The organism is Phyllobacterium sp. GQ127, assembly GCF_059758635.1.
The window spans coordinates 343884-362465 of sequence record NZ_JCAXDZ010000004.1 but is presented as its reverse complement, the minus strand read 5'-3'; the positions used below and the strand labels follow the sequence as shown (position 1 = coordinate 362465).

Annotated in this window: 16 protein-coding genes; 13 read left to right on the top strand and 3 right to left on the bottom strand. The window is 52.7% G+C overall.

Features of this window, described 5'->3' with window-relative positions; translation table 11 throughout:
- The first annotated feature begins 10 nt into the window (after positions 1 to 10).
- The 12 genes from AC6CHM_RS17335 to AC6CHM_RS17280 all read left to right on the top strand — a co-directional run bounded on the left by AC6CHM_RS17335 (position 11) and on the right by AC6CHM_RS17280 (position 12495).
- Positions 11 to 1273 carry an ABC transporter substrate-binding protein gene (locus AC6CHM_RS17335; RefSeq protein ID WP_498173843.1) on the top strand — a complete coding sequence of 421 codons (1263 nt, stop codon included), beginning with the start codon at positions 11 to 13 and terminating at the stop codon, positions 1271 to 1273.
- A gap of 91 nt (positions 1274 to 1364) precedes the next feature.
- On the top strand, positions 1365 to 2468 hold the full coding sequence (locus AC6CHM_RS17330) for an ABC transporter ATP-binding protein (RefSeq protein WP_440810809.1): 1104 nt from the start codon (positions 1365 to 1367) through the stop codon (positions 2466 to 2468).
- Positions 2465 to 3340, top strand: coding sequence for a carbohydrate ABC transporter permease (locus AC6CHM_RS17325; protein ID WP_498173842.1), 876 nt, complete (start codon positions 2465 to 2467; stop codon positions 3338 to 3340). Before AC6CHM_RS17330 ends, AC6CHM_RS17325 begins: the two co-directional genes overlap by 4 nt.
- A gap of 3 nt (positions 3341 to 3343) precedes the next feature.
- Positions 3344 to 4210 (top strand): carbohydrate ABC transporter permease, encoded by an 867-nt coding sequence (locus AC6CHM_RS17320; RefSeq protein ID WP_336441788.1) that lies wholly within the window; start codon positions 3344 to 3346, stop codon positions 4208 to 4210.
- Between the two features lie 207 nt (positions 4211 to 4417).
- A complete protein-coding gene (locus AC6CHM_RS17315; protein WP_337353292.1) occupies positions 4418 to 5299 on the top strand; it encodes a glycine betaine ABC transporter substrate-binding protein in 882 nt (293 codons plus the stop codon).
- A gap of 106 nt (positions 5300 to 5405) precedes the next feature.
- Entirely contained in the window at positions 5406 to 6023 is a 618-nt protein-coding gene (locus tag AC6CHM_RS17310; protein ID WP_115055778.1) for an ABC transporter permease subunit, read from the top strand.
- 4 nt (positions 6024 to 6027) lie between these two features.
- On the top strand, positions 6028 to 6669 hold the full coding sequence (locus AC6CHM_RS17305; protein WP_336441790.1) for an ABC transporter permease: 642 nt from the start codon (positions 6028 to 6030) through the stop codon (positions 6667 to 6669).
- A complete protein-coding gene (locus AC6CHM_RS17300) occupies positions 6666 to 7598 on the top strand; it encodes an ABC transporter ATP-binding protein (protein WP_498173841.1) in 933 nt (310 codons plus the stop codon). Before AC6CHM_RS17305 ends, AC6CHM_RS17300 begins: the two co-directional genes overlap by 4 nt.
- Positions 7599 to 7617: 19 nt before the next feature.
- Positions 7618 to 8691, top strand: a complete 1074-nt coding sequence (locus AC6CHM_RS17295; RefSeq protein ID WP_498173840.1) for an LLM class flavin-dependent oxidoreductase — start codon at positions 7618 to 7620, stop codon at positions 8689 to 8691.
- The gene (locus AC6CHM_RS17290) at positions 8688 to 10013 is read left to right on the top strand and encodes an LLM class flavin-dependent oxidoreductase (RefSeq protein WP_498173839.1); all 1326 of its coding nucleotides are present in this window, start codon (positions 8688 to 8690) and stop codon (positions 10011 to 10013) included. The genes AC6CHM_RS17295 and AC6CHM_RS17290 overlap by 4 nt, the downstream gene beginning before the upstream one ends.
- A gap of 14 nt (positions 10014 to 10027) precedes the next feature.
- Complete coding sequence (locus AC6CHM_RS17285; protein WP_337353498.1) at positions 10028 to 11029, top strand: ornithine cyclodeaminase family protein; 1002 nt, start codon at positions 10028 to 10030, stop codon at positions 11027 to 11029.
- A complete protein-coding gene (locus AC6CHM_RS17280; protein ID WP_498173838.1) occupies positions 11026 to 12495 on the top strand; it encodes an HAL/PAL/TAL family ammonia-lyase in 1470 nt (489 codons plus the stop codon). Before AC6CHM_RS17285 ends, AC6CHM_RS17280 begins: the two co-directional genes overlap by 4 nt.
- A 369-nt stretch (positions 12496 to 12864) precedes the next feature.
- Here the strand turns inward: AC6CHM_RS17280 and AC6CHM_RS17275 are convergent, their stop codons facing one another.
- A complete protein-coding gene (locus AC6CHM_RS17275; protein ID WP_307276781.1) occupies positions 12865 to 13161 on the bottom strand; it encodes a hypothetical protein in 297 nt (98 codons plus the stop codon).
- A 404-nt stretch (positions 13162 to 13565) separates the two neighbouring features.
- Here AC6CHM_RS17275 and AC6CHM_RS17270 point away from each other — a divergent pair, with 404 nt between their 5' ends.
- Positions 13566 to 15461 carry a TPR end-of-group domain-containing protein gene (locus AC6CHM_RS17270; RefSeq protein WP_498173837.1) on the top strand — a complete coding sequence of 632 codons (1896 nt, stop codon included), beginning with the start codon at positions 13566 to 13568 and terminating at the stop codon, positions 15459 to 15461.
- Between the two features lie 197 nt (positions 15462 to 15658).
- Here AC6CHM_RS17270 and apnL read toward each other — a convergent pair whose 3' ends face one another.
- A complete protein-coding gene (apnL, locus tag AC6CHM_RS17265) occupies positions 15659 to 17548 on the bottom strand; it encodes a D-apionate lactonase (RefSeq protein ID WP_498173836.1) in 1890 nt (629 codons plus the stop codon).
- A complete protein-coding gene (locus AC6CHM_RS17260; protein ID WP_498173835.1) occupies positions 17545 to 18579 on the bottom strand; it encodes a Gfo/Idh/MocA family protein in 1035 nt (344 codons plus the stop codon). The genes apnL and AC6CHM_RS17260 overlap by 4 nt, the downstream gene beginning before the upstream one ends.
- Positions 18580 to 18582 lie beyond the last annotated feature (3 nt).

Sequence of the window (18582 nt, the reverse complement as noted above, 5' to 3'; positions counted from 1 at the left end):
GGGAACGATCATGGGATACAAACATAAACTGCTTGCAAGCCTCGCTTTTATGACAGTTGCGGTGGCGCTGCCAGCTAAGGCAGAAACAATATCGATGTTCTGCTCGGCCACGGATTATGAGCTTTGCGAAGAAGGGGCTCAAAAATGGGCAAAATCCTCGGGTAATGAGGTCAAGATCAATCGCACACCGCAAAATCTCGATGACGCCATTCCTATCTATCAGCAATTATTCGCTTCCAAATCGTCTGATGTCGATCTGCTCTATGTGGATGTGATTTGGTTGGGCATGATGAAGGATCACTTCTCGGACCTTGTCTCGCTTGTTCCCGAGGCAGAGGTAAAGGCCCATTTTGCATCGGCGACAGATGCGGCCCGTATCGACAACAAGCTTGTCGCAATGCCCTTCTACATTGATACCGGACTGATGTTCTATCGAAAGGATCTGCTGGAAAAATATGGCAAGCAGGCACCGAAGACTTGGGATGAGCTAACAGCAACCGCCAAGGAAATTCAGGACAGTGAGCGCAAGGCTGGCAATGCCGATATGTGGGGTTACGCCTGGCAGGGCCGCAGCTATGAGGGGCTTACCTGTGACGCCGTCGAATGGATCGCTGCAGGCGGTGGCGGTACCATTCTTTCCGACAAAGGAGAGGTGACAATCAACAATCCAGCAACCGTTGCCGCACTCACTCGGGCTCGGCGCTGGATTGATACGATCTCCCCAAAGGGTGTCTTGAACTATGATGAAGAGAGCTCCCGCGCGCTTTTCGAAAGTGGCAATGCCGTCTTCCACCGCAATTGGCCTTATGTCTGGGGGACATCTCAGGCGCAGGGCGGCAAGCTGGTTGATAAGGTTGGCGTCTCAGCATTGCCAATCGGTGCAAATGGGCAAAAATCAAGCGGTGCTCTTGGTACAGCCTATCTGGCCGTGTCGAAATATTCGGCCAAGCAAGAAAAAGCTGCAGAACTATTGAGGTATATGGTCGGTCTTGAGGACCAGAAAATGCGAGCAATAAAGGGCGGATACAACCCTACGGTTGAAGCACTCTACACCGACGCTGACGTCCTCGCGAAAATACCGTTCCTGCCCATGGCGAAAGCGGCTTTCGAAGAATCCGTTGCTCGGCCATCTGCGGCGACCGGGAAGAATTATAATCGGGTTTCGCGCACCTTCTATCGCGCGGTCCATGACATAATCTCCGGGACCGGCGATGTGGCAGAGGAAGTTGTGCAGCTTGAAAAGAAGCTGAAGCGCGACGTAAAAGCCAACTGAAGCACAACCGCCTGCGGATAACGCCCGCAGGCGCTTCTCCTTCACCAAAGCTCACGCATTGCAAGTCACAGGTTAAGGCAAGGGCAACGTAATGGCCTCCGTCACACTGAAAGAAGTCAGCAAGAGCTTTGGAGCTTTTGATGTGCTCCGGTCGATCGACCTCGACATTGAAGATGGAGAATTCGTGGTCTTCGTGGGGCCATCAGGCTGCGGCAAATCAACTTTGCTGCGTGTCATTGCCGGGTTGGTTCCTGTCTCGCAAGGGACTGTCTCTATCGATGGAGAAGAAGTTACGGACGTACCGGCGTCAAAACGCGGCGTTGCGTTCGTTTTTCAGTCCTATGCCCTCTATCCTCACATGAATGTGGCCCGTAACATCAGTTTCGCCCTGGAAACAGCGCGAATGACCAAGGTCGAGATTGGTCGGCGGTTGGCCAAGGTCGCCGATATGTTGAAAATCGACCATCTGCTCGACCGTAAGCCAAAGCAGCTTTCAGGCGGGCAGCGCCAGCGCGTTGCGATAGGACGGGCTCTGGTCAGTCAGCCGAAACTATTCCTCTTTGATGAGCCCCTTTCCAATCTTGATGCTGACTTGCGAATGGAGATGCGTTTCGAAATCGCCAAGTTGCATGCCGAAGTCAGTGCCACGATGATTTATGTTACACATGATCAGACTGAGGCCATGACGCTCGCCGATCGGATCGTCATCCTCAATCATGGGCGCATTGAACAGGTAGGAACGCCCCGTCAGCTCTATGATCATCCGGCAAACAAGTTCGTTGCAGGTTTCCTTGGTAGCCCTCGCATGAACTTTGCGTCTGTCAAAAGTGAAACGCAGGGCGTGATCACCGGCCCTGACGGCTTCGAGCTGAAACTGGATCCGTTAGATGCAAAAAAACCAGTGACACTAGGACTTCGCCCCGAATCATTGGAAATAATCTCCGCAGACGCAGGCCTTTGCATAAAGGGTGTCTTTGAACGTGTCGAAGACCTTGGTTATGAGCAGATTGCTTATATCCGCTTGAGCGATGACACGATCTGGACCGTACGCTCCGGAGGGGCAATTCCGGTATATGCTTCAGGGTCGAAGGTTGGCTTGAGATGGAACCCCGAGGATATCTATCTTTTCGATGATAAAGACCGGTGTCTCGACGTTGGCCTAGTTCTGAAGCCAGCAGTTGGAATAAGCCAATGAAAAACAGGGAAACAACCACAGCCTGGTTTTTTCTCCTGCCACTTCTGTTGGCACTTACAGCTGTTGCCGCATGGCCGCTGGCACGGAACATGTATTTCTCTTTCACCGATGCCTTTCTCGATAATCCTGCAGATTATAGCTTTGTCGGCTTTCAGAACTTTATTACCGTTTGGGAAGACTCCATTTTCTGGGGTGCCGTACGCAATACGCTTGTTTTCACTTTTGTCTCCGTGGCGTTGGAGACCCTGCTTGGTTTTGCGATCGCCTTGCTGTTGCATCGCGCCTTCGTCGGGCGCGGGCTGGTGCGGGCCGCTATATTGGTTCCATGGGCCATGCCGATGGTCGTATCCGCGAAGATTTGGGAGTGGATGTTCAATGATCAATTTGGCCTTGTCAACAAGGGCTTGATCTGGCTAGGCTTCCTTGAAAAGGGCGTCGCATGGACAGCTGATCCGTCCCTTATCCTCGGCACGGTTATCTTCATCGACGTATGGGTCACGACGCCCTTCATGGTTCTGCTTATTCTTGCTGGTTTACAGTTGATACCGGAAGAAATCTACGAGGCGGCTGAGGTTTCCGGAGTGCCTGCATGGAAGCGTCTGTGGTCGATCACCTTGCCGTTGGCGACACCCGCCATTGGAGTAGCCGTTCTTTTCCGGACACTCGATGCGCTGCGGATGTTTGATCTGAGTTATGTCCTTGCCGCCAACAATGAGAAGGCGATGACAATGTCAATCTATGCGCGGGATCAACTGATCAGCTTTCAGGACCTGGGTGTAGGTTCCGCCGCTTCAACTTGGGTGTTTCTTATAATAGGGCTGATTGCGATCGCTATGGTGAGCATTCTCAGACTCGACCGGAATACGGGTTGACCGATGACGGAAGGTTTAAGACATTATTCCAACAGCACCTATCGAAAATTACGCATTGCCAAACGTGCCGGGCTTTATGCGGGTGTGGCGCTGGTGCTCGTTTACATGTTATTCCCTTATTATTGGGCTATTATTTCCTCTACAAAATCGCGCGAAGATCTTTATTCTTTCAGTTTGCTGCCCTCGCTGGATTTCAGTAACTACATCACCCTTTATCACAACCCGATCTTTATTGGTGCAATCGTCAACTCAGCTTTTGTCGCCTTTACCAGCAGCGTGATCTCTCTAGCCATCAGTATCCTGGCGGCATATGCATTGGGGCGGATGAGTTTTCGGTTTTCCCGTATCATTCTGATCTGCGTGCTGATGATTTCAGTTTTCCCGCAGGTTGTTGTCTTGTCCGGAATGTTCGAGGTTATCGGATGGCTCGGTCTTTACAATCGACCGACGGCACTTGTCTTCTCCTATCTCTTGTTGGTGTTGCCATTTACGACGTGGGTTCTGACAAGTTTCATTCGAGATCTGCCGCAAGAACTCGAGGAGGCTGCGCTAATTGACGGATGCTCCCGTCTGAGGATACTCACCCATGTCCTCCTACCACTTATGGGGCCGGCCATTGCCAGCACAGGCTTGCTTGCCTTTATTCTTTCGTGGAATGAGTTTCTGTTTGCCTTGACGTTCATTCTCACCGATGAGAACCGCACGGTCCCTGTCGCTATGGGTCTGCTTACCGGTAGCAGCCGTTACGAATATCCGTTCGGTCAGATAATGGCGGCTTCTGTAACGGTTACGCTTCCGCTTCTCATTCTGGTTCTGATTTTCCAACGCAAAATTGTATCGGGTCTGACCGCCGGCGCAGTGAAGGGTTAACGCGAGATCGGCAGGTCGATCCTGTTGCCGCAACATGACAGCAATGGTCTGAACGACGGTTGCAATCCACTAGTAAATAATTTCTACTTATAGGGGCGAAAATGGGAAACCATTCTACGAAACTAGTCGATAAGATTGATAGCATGAAAAATAATCAGTTAAACCAGTAAGATACGTCGAGATCTTACGAAGCTCTTGGGAAAAATCATGATCTTGAAAAGCATCGCTGCGCTTGGTCTGGGCGCTCTTATAACGCTCGCTGGAGCGACTTCTGGTTTTGCCCAAACGGTTAAGATTGGCAGCAAAAATTTCACGGAACAATTCGTCGTTGCCGAAATCTACGCGCAGGCTTTGGAAAAGGCGGGGCTCACGGTGGAGCGCAGGTTGAACCTTGGCGCTACGTTGATTGCTCATTCAGCGCTGACCAGCGGTGAAATCGATCTATATCCGGAATATACCGGCACGGCTCTGGCTTCAGTTGTTAAAGGGGATTTGTCGGGGACCGCCGATAAAATCTACAAGGAAGTCAAAGACTACTACGAGAAAAACCTGCAGCTGACGCTTCTCGATCCCACGCAGATCAACAATGGCTATGCGATTATCACGCTTCCTGAAACTGCCGAGAAATACAAGCTCAAGACGCTGACTGATCTCGGTCCGGCGTCCAAAGATTTGTCATTCGGCGCAGAGGGTGGTTTCGGCGAGCGCAAGGATGGATTGCCAGGCCTGAAGCAAACTTACGGCATTCAGTTCAAGGACTTCCGCATCTTCGCCAAGCTCGGTATCCGCTACAGCGCACTTACGAGCGGTGATATCGATGTTTCCTATGGATTCAGCACCGACTGGCAGATCGCCGACAGCAAGCTTGTCGTGCTCGATGACGACAAACATCTTTTCCCTCCCTACTATCTGGTGCCGGTCGTTCGGCAGGATACTTTGGCCAAGAATCCAAAGATTGCTGAAGTGCTGAACAAGATCAGCCCGCTCCTTAACAATGAAAACATGCGCGCACTGAACGCAGCGGTAGAGCGTGACAAAAAGGAACCGAAGGAAGTAGCAGCCGAATTCCTGAAGGAAAAAGGTATCTGATTGGCCTAAAAGGAACCAAAAGCTGCAGCGACCATGCGATAGGAACCAGCGGAGATGATTGCATCTCCGCTGGTTCATTGCAGAACCGGCAATACAGGAAACACCTTTGAATTGGGCTCCTAAAAACATTCCTGAAATACTGACCGCAACCTGGCAGCATCTGTTCCTGTCCGTTTCTGCGGTTCTCATCGGACTGATAATCGCGCTGGTACTCGGCGTCATCTGCGCGCGCCGGCAAAAACTTTATGCGGTCGTGCTGACGATTACCGGTATTATCTTTGTCATTCCGAGCCTTGCCCTGTTTGCCTTGCTCATACCGTGGTTGGGGCTTGGCACAAAACCGGCACTGGTCGGTCTATCATCTTATTGTTTGCTCATCCTGTTGCGCAATGTCGTGACGGGCTTACGTGGTGTTCCCGCCGACGTACTGGATGCCGCAGATGGTATGGGATACAGCGCGTGGCAGCGGTTGGTTCAGATCGAGTTGCCCCTTGCAATGCCGCTTATAATTTCCGGCATTCGTATTGCGCTTGTAACAGTGATAGGAATCGCGACTGTTGCCGCATTCATTGATGGCGGGGGTCTCGGCACTATTATTCTCACGGGAATAGATCAGGAATACACCGAGAAAATTCTCGTTGGTGGCATACTGACCGCTCTGATGGCTACGTTTTTCGATGTTGTCCTCAGCCAGGCCGAAAAACTGATGGCAAGAGGGCGGTGACAGCATGTTAAGCACTGCCTTTACCTGGATAATCGAACATCAGCCTGAGTTTTATCGGGCGCTGGGTCGCCACCTCGTTATGTCGGGTGTTTCTCTTGCAATTGCGCTCGCTATTGGGCTTCCGTTGGCGATCCTGATTATCAACCGCAGTAATCTCGCCTTCAGCGTAATCAATATCGTCAATGCTCTGCGCACGGTGCCGAGCCTTGCCATTCTTGCGATCATGATGCCTTTGCTGGGTATCGGGCTTTTGCCTTCCATTGTCGCACTGACGGTACTTGCCCTTCCGCCAATTCTGCTCAATGCCTTTATCGGATTACGGGATGTCGATCCGGATGCGATCGAAGCTGCAATCGGGATGGGCATGAGCCGCGGGCAGGTTCTGCGGAAAATCCGTATTCCGCTTGCGGCGCCAGCCATGTTTGCTGGAGCACGTACTGCTGCCGTTCAGGTGCTGGCAGGAGCAACACTCGCGCCATTCATTGGCGGAGGCGGCCTTGGCGATTTTATCGCTGTTGGTATCAGCATGATGGATATGTCGCGGCTGCTCGTCGGAGCGATTCCAATCGCACTTTTGGCACTTGGCACCGAGTTCATCCTTGGCCTTGCCGAGAAAGTTTTCTTTTCAGAAAGATCGGCCGCATGATTAACATGGAACACGTCACCAAACGCTACACCGATGGCGGGCCTGCCTCGGTTGACGATCTATCAATTGCTGTGCCCGAGGGCACAACCACTGCGCTTATCGGACCATCAGGTTGCGGCAAGACGACGACAATGCGGATGATCAATCGCCTCATTGATCCGACCGAAGGCAAGATCATCGTCAACGGCGAGGATGTGACCAAGGTTGATCCCGTACAACTGCGCAGGCATATTGGATATGTGATTCAGCAGGTCGGCCTGTTTCCGCACATGACCATAGCGCAAAATGTTGCGGCGGTGCCCAAATTGCTTGGCTGGGAAGACGCTAGGATCAAAAGCCGCACAGAAGAACTGCTTCATCTGGTCGGTCTCGATCCTAACGAAATGCTAAAGCGCTATCCACGCCAACTTTCCGGCGGACAACGTCAGCGTATCGGTGTGGCGCGCGCTCTAGCTGCCGATCCTCCCGTCCTGCTGATGGACGAACCTTTCGGGGCGATTGACCCGATTGCTCGCACAAGGCTGCAAGCCGAGTTTCGCCAGATATTGCAGCGGGTGAAAAAGACGGTCGTACTTGTGACGCATGATCTTGACGAAGCGATCCGGCTAGGCGATCGCATCGCCATCATGAAAGATGGCAAGATCGTTCAATATGATACGCCAGACGCTGTGCTGTCACATCCAGCAGACGCTTTTGTCGAAAATTTCGTCGGTATAGACAGAGCGATCAAGCGGCTTAGCCTGTTTACTGTCGCAGATGCCATGAATGGCGACGCACCGTCAAACAATGCAAGGAGCGTCAGGCAAACAAGTAATCTGCGCGATGCGCTGGCACTGATGGTTGCCGCCAATAGCGACGTTCTTGCAGTGATCGACGAACATGGCACCGTGACGGGTAAACTTAGCCGCGACGCCATCTTTTCGGTTTGACGGCGCAGGGAGCGCGAAAATGCATCTTGGAACCTCCATCACGCCGTTCGGCCATCATCTTGCTGCATGGCAAAAAAATGGATCGGTAAATGCGCTTCGGTTCGATCGAATTTCGGAACAGGTGAAGCGGGCGCAGGATGCAAAACTGGATTTTGTTCTTTTTGCAGACAATTTTGGCCATAGGCCAGTTAAAGACCTGTCAGCCCAAACCGTTCCGTTTGAACCCACGACACTGATTGCGGCTTTGGCGACCATGGCAGGCAAAATCGGGTTGATAGCCAGTGCAGCTATGGATCAGCATGAGCCATATAATCTGGCGCGACGATTTGCTTCACTTGATACGATCAGTCACGGTCGCACCGGGTGGAATTATATCGCAGCATCAGCTTCGGCAAAAGCTGCCGAGTACATCGACGTCGTAAGCAGATTGTGGGACAGTTGGGAAGACGACGCTTTTGTCTATGATAAGAACAAGGGGCGGTTTTTCCTGCCCCAGAAAATGCATGTGTTGAACCACGTCGGTGAAAATTTCACGGTTCGCGGCCCGCTCAACGTCAATCGATCACCGCAGGCAAAACCGGTAGTCGCTACACTGTTACGGTCGCAGACACTGGAGCTTGCCGCGCAAAAGGCAGAAGTGATTTTCCTGGATGTAAGTAGTCCGGAAGAGTTGAAATCGACGCTCACCAACTTTCACGAAGCCCTTGATCGAAGCGGACGCAAACGAAGCGACATCAAAATCCTTGTCAATATCGTCCCCTATATTGGCGAGACCGAGAATGAGGCAAACAAGCTTCGGCAGGAGCTCAGTGGTTTGATCGAGGTCAACGAACAAACTTCCGGCATCGAATTGGTCGGAACTGCACAGGCAATTGCTGACCAATTGGAAAAGTGGAGCGAACTGGTCGATGGCTTCATCAGCCTTTCCCCCTTTCTGCCCAATGGCCGCGATCCATTCATTGAAAGTGTCGTGCCCGAACTCCAGAAACGCAGCATTTTTCGTTCAGAATATGCTGGACAAACTTTGCGCGAGCATCTGAGTTTGCCAAGACCTGCCCATCCGGCAACTGCTATGACGGAGCAAGCATCATGACTGGTACGAATTCAGGGCAGATGAAACTTGGTGCCTTTCTGATGGCGGGAGGGCATCACATCGCAGCCTGGCGGCATCCGGATGCAATCGCCAATGCGGGAGTCAATATCGACCACTTCATCGAATTGGCGCGCATGGCAGAGGCTGCAAAATTTGACATGGTATTCGTAGAGGATGCAGCGGCAATACGTGAGCGAGATCCTAATCTCGCAAGTCAGGCGGCACGCTCGACAATGTTCGAACCGCTGTCGCTTTTGGCTGCATTGGCGGTCAATACATCCCATATCGGGCTGGTTGCCACCGCATCGACAACCTACAATGAGCCTTACGATCTGGCACGCGCCTTCGCTTCGCTAGATCAATTGAGTGGCGGGCGCTCAGGCTGGAACCTAGTCACGTCTGCCAGTGAACTTGAAGCTGAAAACTTTGTTTCCAGCGGATTGAGGCCCCATGCGCAGCGCTATGAAAGGGCAGAAGAATTTGCCGGTGCTGCAGCAGCGTTGTGGGACGGTGTGGATAGTGATGCACACACCATCAGCGACGGAGTTTATGCCGATCCAGCTAAACTTCATCCGGTGGACCATCACGGCAAACATTTCACCCTAACTGGTATTTTGGACAGCCAGCGCTCACCGCAGGGACGCCCGGTTATGGTACAGGCTGGCGCATCGGAGGCGGGTAAGAATCTGGCAGCGCGCACAGCAGATGTGGTATTCACTGCCGCGCAAACGATCGAAGAAGCGCAGGCCTATTACGCTGATCTTAAATCCCGGATGCTGGCGTTCGGTCGAAAGCCCGACGACCTCAAAATCCTTCCCGGTGTTTCTCCAATAGTCGCGAATTCGGAGAGCGAGGCGAGGGCGAAATATGAGGCCCTGCAGGACCTCATTCCAGATGAGGTCGGCGTCGCACTGCTGGCCAGCTATCTGAGCATTAAAGATTTGTCGCAATACCCACTCGACGGACCTTTGCCAGAAATGCCTGCGACCGACGGAATACAGAGTCGTCAGCAGTTGATTGTCGATCAGGCAAGGCGGGAGAACCTCAATATCCGGCAATCAGCCCGCAAATTCGCGGGCGCACGCGGTCATTGGCAGTTGATTGGGACGCCCATGCAGATCGCTGATAGGTTGGAGGAGCGCTTTCGTGCCAAGGCTGCCGATGGCTTTAATATCATGGGCGCATACTTCCCTGGTGCGCTGAAGGATTTTATTGATTTGGTTTTACCTGAGCTTCGCCGACGTGGTCTCTTTCGTACAGAATATGAAGGAAAGACACTACGTGAGAATCTCGGGCTCAGTATTCCGGAGCGTGCAGTGTGACCAAAAAAACAAACATGAAACCAGTCTACATCGATTATCTGAACGCGTTTGATATCGACTCACTGGCACTTACCGATGCTGAAATTCTGGGCGCCATCGAGAAATCTCTCACTGCTCAAGGCAACAATCAGACTGTTATCGAACCGCGCGTCCATCTCGAGCCGGATGCGAGTTTTAATGGTCACTTCAATGTGTTACGGGGGTATGTTGCACCTTTGAATTTAGCCGGCGTCAAGATCGTTGGCGACTTTGTTGATAATTATAAGCGGAACTATCCTTCGGAATTCGGTGTGCTTAATCTGTTCGATCCTCGCACCGGCGTTCCGCTTGCCATTATCGATGCCACGGCAATTACCGACATGCGAACAGGTGCAATTACGGCACTGGGTGCCAAGCATCTGGCGCGAAAGAACTCGAAAATTCTCGGGCACATTGGCGCACGCGGCACGGCCTACTGGAATGTGCGTCTGCTCAATCATCTCTATGATTTTGATGAGATCAGGGTCCATTCGCGCCGCCCGGAAAGCCGGGAAACTTTTGCGGAAAAGTTGTCGAACGATCTCGGGAAGAAAATCGTGGTGACCGATGACTGGCGCAGCTGTGTTGAGGGCGCCGATATCATTGTCGAAGCTTCGCGTCTGCCATCTCCCGAGCCGATGCTGAAGACCGAATGGGTCAAGCCAGGAGCGTTTGTAGTGCCCTATGGCACGATGAGTGCCGTCGAACTGTCGTTGACAGATATAATGGATAAGCTGGTCGTTGATGATTGGGGTCAGTGCAAAGCCGGCAAATTCGGCTCGCTGCGGGCTCATGTTGAAGCTGGAAAACTTTCTGAAAAAACTCTGCACGCTGAACTTGGACAGATCGTTGCCGGGCATAAATCCGGCCGGGAAGACGATGGAGAAACGATTCTGTTCTGGCACCGAGGCTTGTCACTTAGCGATATCGCACTCGGCCATGCCATGTTGGAAAAGGCCAAGACAGCCAATATTGGCCAGCGATTGCGGTTTGCATGAATATCGTCTTTGGTAACGGCCCCGTCAACATTACAGATATTGCAGCTATAGCCCGCAACGATGCGTTCGTGGAAATTGCATCGGAGGTATATGAACGGCTGGAAAAAGCGCGCGCTATACTCGATATGGCAGCCGCATCCGGGCAGCAGATTTATGGATTGAACACCGGTCTCGGCGCTAATCTCAGAACACCCGTCAGCAGCGATATAACCGGATTTCAACAGCAATTGGTGCGTGGTCGCGGTATGGGAGCGGGCACGCCCTTGTCCCGCGAACTAACGCGGGCGGTTATGGCCACACGACTTTCCATGCTGGCCGCGGGAGGTTCAGGCATTTCGCCTGCCGTATTTACAGATCTGCTCGCTCTGCTGAATAAACAGGTTCACCCCGTAATGCCCTCAATTGGATCGATTGGCGCAGGGGATCTGGTGCTGTTATCAGCACTTGCCCAGGGCATGATAGGTGAGGGAAACGCAGAGTATCAGGGGCAGGTTTACCCATCTGCGTCTGCACTTGAATTGGCCGGTCTCCTCCCGTCGCAGCTTGGTCCAAAAGATGGGCTTTCGCTCCTTAATGCTTCAGCCGTATCGGTCGGGCAGGGCGCACTTGTTGTCTTTGATGCATTGGCGCTTTTTGATTTTCAGCGTCAGGCAGCTGCCTTGAGTTTTGAAGGCTTGGGTGGCAATCCCCTTATTCTCGCACCGGCGCTGCAACGTGCAAGGGCTGCCTCCGGTCAAATCGAAGAAGCAGAACAACTGGCGGCCTTGCTTGATGGTTCGGCATTACATACGACCAGCCCTGCCATACAGGATCCCTTAAGCCTGCGCTGCATTCCTTCAATCCATGGAGCATTGTCGACGGCGCTGGAAGGAGCAAAGCACTCAGTTGAAATCGAACTGAATGCAGCGGCAGATAATCCGCTCGTGGTCATCGATGAAGAGCGGGTGCTTTCAACCGGCAATTTTCACACACCCGCATTGGCACTGGCTTTCGAGACTTTGGGCCTTGCAATAGCACAAGTCGCCGCTGCCAGCGCTGCACGGTTTATTCAATTGACTGGCTCATCGCGCAACGGACTTCCAAAATATCTCAGCGCTGTGGGCGGAGCTTCAGCCGGTTTCGTGCCGCTGCAAAAAACTGTCGTCGCATTATTGGCCGCCATTCGCCATAAAGCCAACCCGGTCATGCTCGATTTCCTGCCGGTTTCGGAGGGTGTGGAGGATCACGCTACCCAATCGGTACTGGCCGTTTCTAAATGCGCCGACATGATTGATCTCTGGCGGCAGATTGTAGCTTGTGAATTCCTCGCCGCCGCACAAGCCGTTGACCTCAAACCCGAACATAGTTGTGGCCCGGCGATCTTGCAGATACATCGGTTCGTGCGCAGCTCGTCAGCCCGGCTTGTTGAAGACCGGGCACTCAGCGATGATCTCTCCCAACTCGTCTATTCTCTGAGCCGTGGCTGAACGTGGCATCAACCTGTCAGGGCAAGGTTGTGGTAGGTCCACTGTGCAAGCTAATGCATGAAGCGCGATGGTTGGGAGGAAGATAGATGTCCACCTCCACGAAGATGATTGATGGTGCTAAATCGACTCGCACTTCAACTGGTTCCAAAATATCAGTCTTGTTTGGGGCTGGGCCAACTGAATGCGGTAGGGTGCCAGAATCATCTCGAGAACTTCTTGGATAGCCATGGGAGTTAGAGCGCCCGCTCAGTTGCCCATATGCATGGATCCGCATTCGATTGCGTCCGGGGGCTCACTAAATATCAGCTTGCCGAAGCCCAACAATATGCGCCGCTGTTTTCTTTAGGATCGGTCGTTTCTACCTGGATTCTAACCGCGCTGAACCGCCAGGAAGGCAGCTACGATCAACAGCACGAAAAGGCCAACAGCGGAGGCAGCTATTCCCAAAAGAACGAGCCATGTCTGCAGATTGCGCAGGCTTGGCCGCCTGCCATCTGCCGCCTTTGTGCCAAGAAAAGTCAGAGCTCCGACGACAACCGGCATGCCAGCGCCAACAACCATTGCCGTTGTTCCTTCCGGAGCTGTTGTTCGCCAAATCATTCCGAATAGGTATATTCCGGCAATGGTTCCAGCGATGAGAGAGCTGAAAATGAGAAGTACGCGCATGATGTACCTTCTTTGACGCAAGAATCGTAGGCAATTATCTACCGGTTAACTCACTGTGTGGAGGCAAGGTCAATGATCTCCACGCAATTCGTTTAAGCCGAAACAGGAAAGGTATGAAGGGTTGCTCGCGATATCGACTGCGGATGTCGGAATGAATGCCAAGGCGCGAATGATGCAGTTCAGCTGATCGTTACAGCTTTGCCTTGCTGGGCCCTGCACGATCTAACCAGCACTTGAATTCGGTTCCGGGCAAATGGGCAACCATCGCCGTCGTAAAAAAGTCCGCTTGGTGGCGGGAGCCGTGGCTTCTCCTGGTGCTGTTCAATCGAATGATGGACGCGACATCACACAAGCAAGCGGCTATGGTAAACGTTTGCACATGCCAATTGATATCTGGAGGCCATTTGGAACGTCGACTGAGCGCTATATTCGCCGCTGACGTTGTCGGCTACAGCCGTTTGATGGGCGTTGACGAGGCGGGAACGCTCGACAGTTTCAAGCGTCATCGCCGCGAACTTATCGATCCGTTGATCAGCGACCATTCCGGCAGGATCTTCAAGCTGACCGGTGACGGAATGCTGGTGGAATTTTCCAGTGTGGTCAACGCTGTTGCGTGTGCAGCTGATATCCAAAGGGGCATGGCGGAACGCAACCGCGATGTAGACGAGAACAGCCGGATTGAACTGCGCATTGGGATTAATATCGGCGATATAATTGTTGAGGATGGCGATATATTTGGCGACGGCGTCAATATCGCCGCGCGTCTTGAAAGCATTGCGCAACCGGGCGGCATTGCCGTGGCTGCATCCGTTCGCGATCAGATTGGCTCCCGGCTTAATTTGGGTTTCATGGACCGGGGTGAGCAATCCCTTAAAAATATCAAGCAAAACATCAGAGTCTACACGGTTGGTTTTGGCGAGGCGAGCACAAGAGGTTCCGATTTACCCGCAACGCTTGACGTGCCTGATCATTCTCAGAAATTCATAGCCGTCTTGCCATTCACCAATATGAGCTGCGATCCAGAACAGGAGTATTTTTCCGACGGGATTACCGAAGACATAATTACCGATCTGTCAAAGGTTTCGAGCCTTCATGTCGTGGCGCGCAATACCGTGTTCACCTACAAAGGCAAATCCATAAAAGTCAAACAGCTCGCACAGGAACTTGGTGTGCGCTATGTTTTGGAAGGCAGTGTTCGCAAAGTTGAAGGACGCGTCCGCATAACAGGGCAGCTTATTGATGCCATGTATGGCGGTCATGTCTGGGCGGAACGATATGATCGGGAGCTCACAGATATTTTTGCGATACAGGATGAAATAACCTACGCAATCGTCAGTCAATTGAAAATCAAACTGTTGCCGGACGAGCGCAAGGCGATCGAGACCGAGCCAACAGGGAATGTAAAAGCGTACACTTATTATCTGCGTGGGCGGCAATTCTCTCATGCCTGGACGAAATCCTATCTTCACCTGGCACGGCGCATGTTCTGCAAGGCAGTGGAACTGGACCCCGATTACGCCCGTGCCTATGCTGGTATTGCAGATTGCGAGGCAGCATTGCGGGACTGGCAGCCGGAAGATTTTCCGTTGGAACGAATTTCGGCAATGGCGGCCAAGGCCCTTGAGCTGAACCCAAATTTGGCCGAAGCATATGCTTCCCGTGGATTGGCGCTGCATCAGGCTGGTCGAGATGAGGAAGCAGCTGCCTCTTTTCATCACGCGCTGGCGATTGATCAGGGTCTGCACGAGGCAAACTTTCACTATGGTCGCTTCCATTACATGCGAGGAAATTTCGAGGCAGCAGTACAGTTCTTTAAACGGGCAGCCGAGCTCAAACCTGATGATTATCTGTCGCCCGTTCACTTGATGAGCGCTTACGCATCGCTTGGCAACTCAACAGAGATCGAAAGTTGGGCTCGCGTGGGGTTATGGCGGGCCGAACAGGCATTGAAACAAAACCCGGAGAATTCCGGACCAGCCCACCGAGGAGCTCTTGCCTGGGCCCATCTTGGCGATGATCAACGTGCCCGTGAATGGGCCGACCGGGCGTTGGCGATTGATCCCGATGATGTTGTAGCACAATACAACGTTGCGTGCGTATACGCGTTGATCGGCGACGCTGAGCAAGCCATCCAGCTTCTGCAGTGTGTTTTGCCTAGAAGCTCCTACTACCAAACAATGTGGTTCAAGAACGATTCCGATTTAAACGCCATAAGATACGATAGCCGGTTTACGGACATGTTCAGGCTTATCGAAGAAAAACACGACGAGGTTATCAAGGCCAGGGCAAATGGTGACTGACGGATGGAACAAACGGACCTGGACGCAGATTCGACTGAATACCTTTCGTCCAGACGTTATCAAGGGCGTTTGTTCCGCTAACGACTTTCAGGTCGCCAAATACGCTCCTCGGTCGCCAGGGTAGATTCGACCGAACGGAACTACCTGTGACCTAAGTTTCGTGCGCAGACATGGGAATGCGTACTCATTGCCGAGGGTTAGAGAGGATTGTCTTTCAAATTCAGCGATATGGTCGCCAGCGGCCCGAGAGCGACCATTGGTTGCGCGTCATCCGCTTTAATATTGAAGGCTTCTACGTCGACGTTTTTCGTTTCCGAAGTCACATTCACAAGCCGCAGATATGATCCCTTTGCACCTTCTACGATAAAAGCGACGACGTGGGTAGGATCTGACGAGATGCATTCCTGCCATTTGCTTTGCGCAACGCCGGCCAGCCATTTGATTGTGTTGTACAGTGGTCTTTTACCACCCTCGATAACCGGCTCTCCCTGTCCGGCGATAAGCCCGAAGGAACCGGTCAATGCTGAAAGAGTGAGGCATTCAAGCTCGGCGTCGAGAACCTGAATCGCGTAGGCCATTGCAAACGCTTCAGCGAATACGCTGTTATGTCGCGGGTCGGTTTTTGCCATTGTAATGCGTGCGCCCGCGGGGTTTTCCATCGTGCGGCTGCCATACGGATTTTGGCGCATTGCTATGGTCGATGGTCCGATGCGATAGGCTTTATCGCCGTAAATCGCGCGTGTTGACCGGGTAATGAAGGGCAAGGCTTCCAGGGTTTGCATGACGCTCAGATCATCGCTCGCATGCACAATGGGATTTGTACAATGAGTTATGAAATCGAGCGCACGGGCCGGTACACGCTTGCGGTTAAGTTCCGTGAAATAGCTGAGCATGCCGCCTCCAAGCCGCGCGTGCGGAAAGGCAGCGCGCGCAGCGTCATAGACTTCCTCAAGGGGTGGGCATTGCGGCCAGATACTGCCGGGCGGTGTTGATTGTCTGTCAACGGCAGGGGATACGACAATGGCCCGGGGATGGAAACCGGAAGCACTCATTTGTGCTGCGATTAGGGTAAGTTCCGTTGCCGCCGTTTGTTGGCATGGAAGCACAATTTCCAGGGTGGAACTGCCGCGATGGATTTCGGCGATTGCGGAAAAATCCTCAAAAGCTTCTTTTCCGTGCCCGGCCAATGGATCAAAATGGAACAGCAATTCCTGTGGAGCAACATCGGCAAGATGCTGGCGTGCAGCGAGCGTTGCCTTGGCTTCTTCCGGAGTTACGACAAGGCCAATGTGCGGTATTGTCCCGGACTTGACGCCATGGGTTACGACGACTGCCGGATTGGGCCGGGAAGAAAACGGCGCCGACTTGGGCGCAATGCGCGTATCAGTTATGGTCAGCGCGATCCTCTGCTTGACCGGTTTTGCTACGGGAATCTCGTAAGGCCAAGGCAGAGCCAGCGGACGGACATAGGTCTTGTAGGAGGCGTCTGACCAATTTCGCTGGTCTTCCATCTCGAACGTGTCGCCTTCCATGCGACATTCAGCCTTGACCCCGGTCTTAACATTATGCGTTATCGCTCGCATATTCTTGAAAGGCTGCCAGGGTTCAATCAAAAATGGTAACTGCGTCTGTTCTACCACGCCGTCGACGTGTTCGACAGTGACAGTGGTGCCTGCAAGGCCGATGATCGGATGAAGAACGCAAAATCCACAGCGGTTGGTTTCAAATCCCGTTTGCGAGAGCGCTTCGGTTTCGAATGTAAGAACGCCAGAAATGGTCGCGGAAATTGCGACTGAGACCTCCAATTCTGTTTCTGCATTGCCTTTGTACCGGGCCAAAAAAGCGATCAGAAATCCATCATCGTTCTCGTTGATACGAAGATCCTCGATGCGGGGAACATATGTACCCCAATCTCGGTCCCGGACCAGATAGGCAACAGAACGCAATACCTCTACGCCGTCATAGGAAACCGTCCTCAAGCCGCCATCGGTGAATTCCGCCGATATTCTCCCCGCTGTCAGAAGGATCGGCCGAGCTTGGCGCTGATGAGTGCCAAAAAGCCTGAAATGATCCAGATCAGCGATCATTTCAATAGCGCTCTTATGTCGATTGTCTGACCGCATTCGGCGCTTTGATAGGCAGCCTCCACCAATGCAAATGTCTTCAGATTATCCGCACCGGAGGTGGAGGGCTCCGTGCCGACCAGAAGATGATCTGTCCAATGCTGCTGGATCGCAAGCACACTTTCCTGGATATTGTGCCAGGGGTGTGATGCCCAGGACAGGAGCCTCGGCGACACATCGAGAACCTCGCTTCCAAGCGGACCATTGATCTGAAGCCGGTAGCCTTGAGACAGGCGTAACGAACCCTCTGTCGCATCAAGTTCAATCAGAGTTTCGGGGAATGGATCTGTTCGGAGCTTGGTGGCGTAGCTTACATCGACGACGGAGGTCACGCCATTTTCGTGATCGAGTAGTATGGTTGCTACATCCTCTCCCTGGATGGCTCCATTGACGCGCTTTGTGCGCGCAGACAGGCGTCTCACGTCGCCAAGGATATAGCGGGCGATGTCAAGCGTATGGATGCCGAGATCCTCAATGATAAAGCGCCTTCCCTCAGCCAGATAAGGCTGACCGGAAAACACGTCATAACCGGAGCGAAACGAGAATCTGCCCCAGAAAGGCTCTCCGATTGTCCCCGTGTCCAAAATCTTGCGCACGGCTTGGATTGGCGTTTGCCAGCGAAAATTCTCATGGATCATGAGCGGTATGTGAGCGTCCTGACAGATGAAAACCATGGCTTTGGCATCAGCCAGTGTCGGCGCGAAAGGTTTTTGGCAAATGACTGGAATCGTGTGTTTGGCCGCCATTTCAACCAGCGTACGATGACTTGCTACCGTCGTCGCAATATCGACGAAGTCGAAACCGCCATCCTTGAATAAATCTGAGGCATCGCTATAACGGCGCTCGATCCCAAACTGATCGCCGACGCTTTTCAAGCGCTCCGGATCGCGATCGCATATGGCTGTGATCGTCGCGCCCGCAACATCTCTCCACGCATGCATCTGGTTGACGGCAAAAAAACCGCAACCGATGAGAGCTCCACGCAGATTCGACATTGA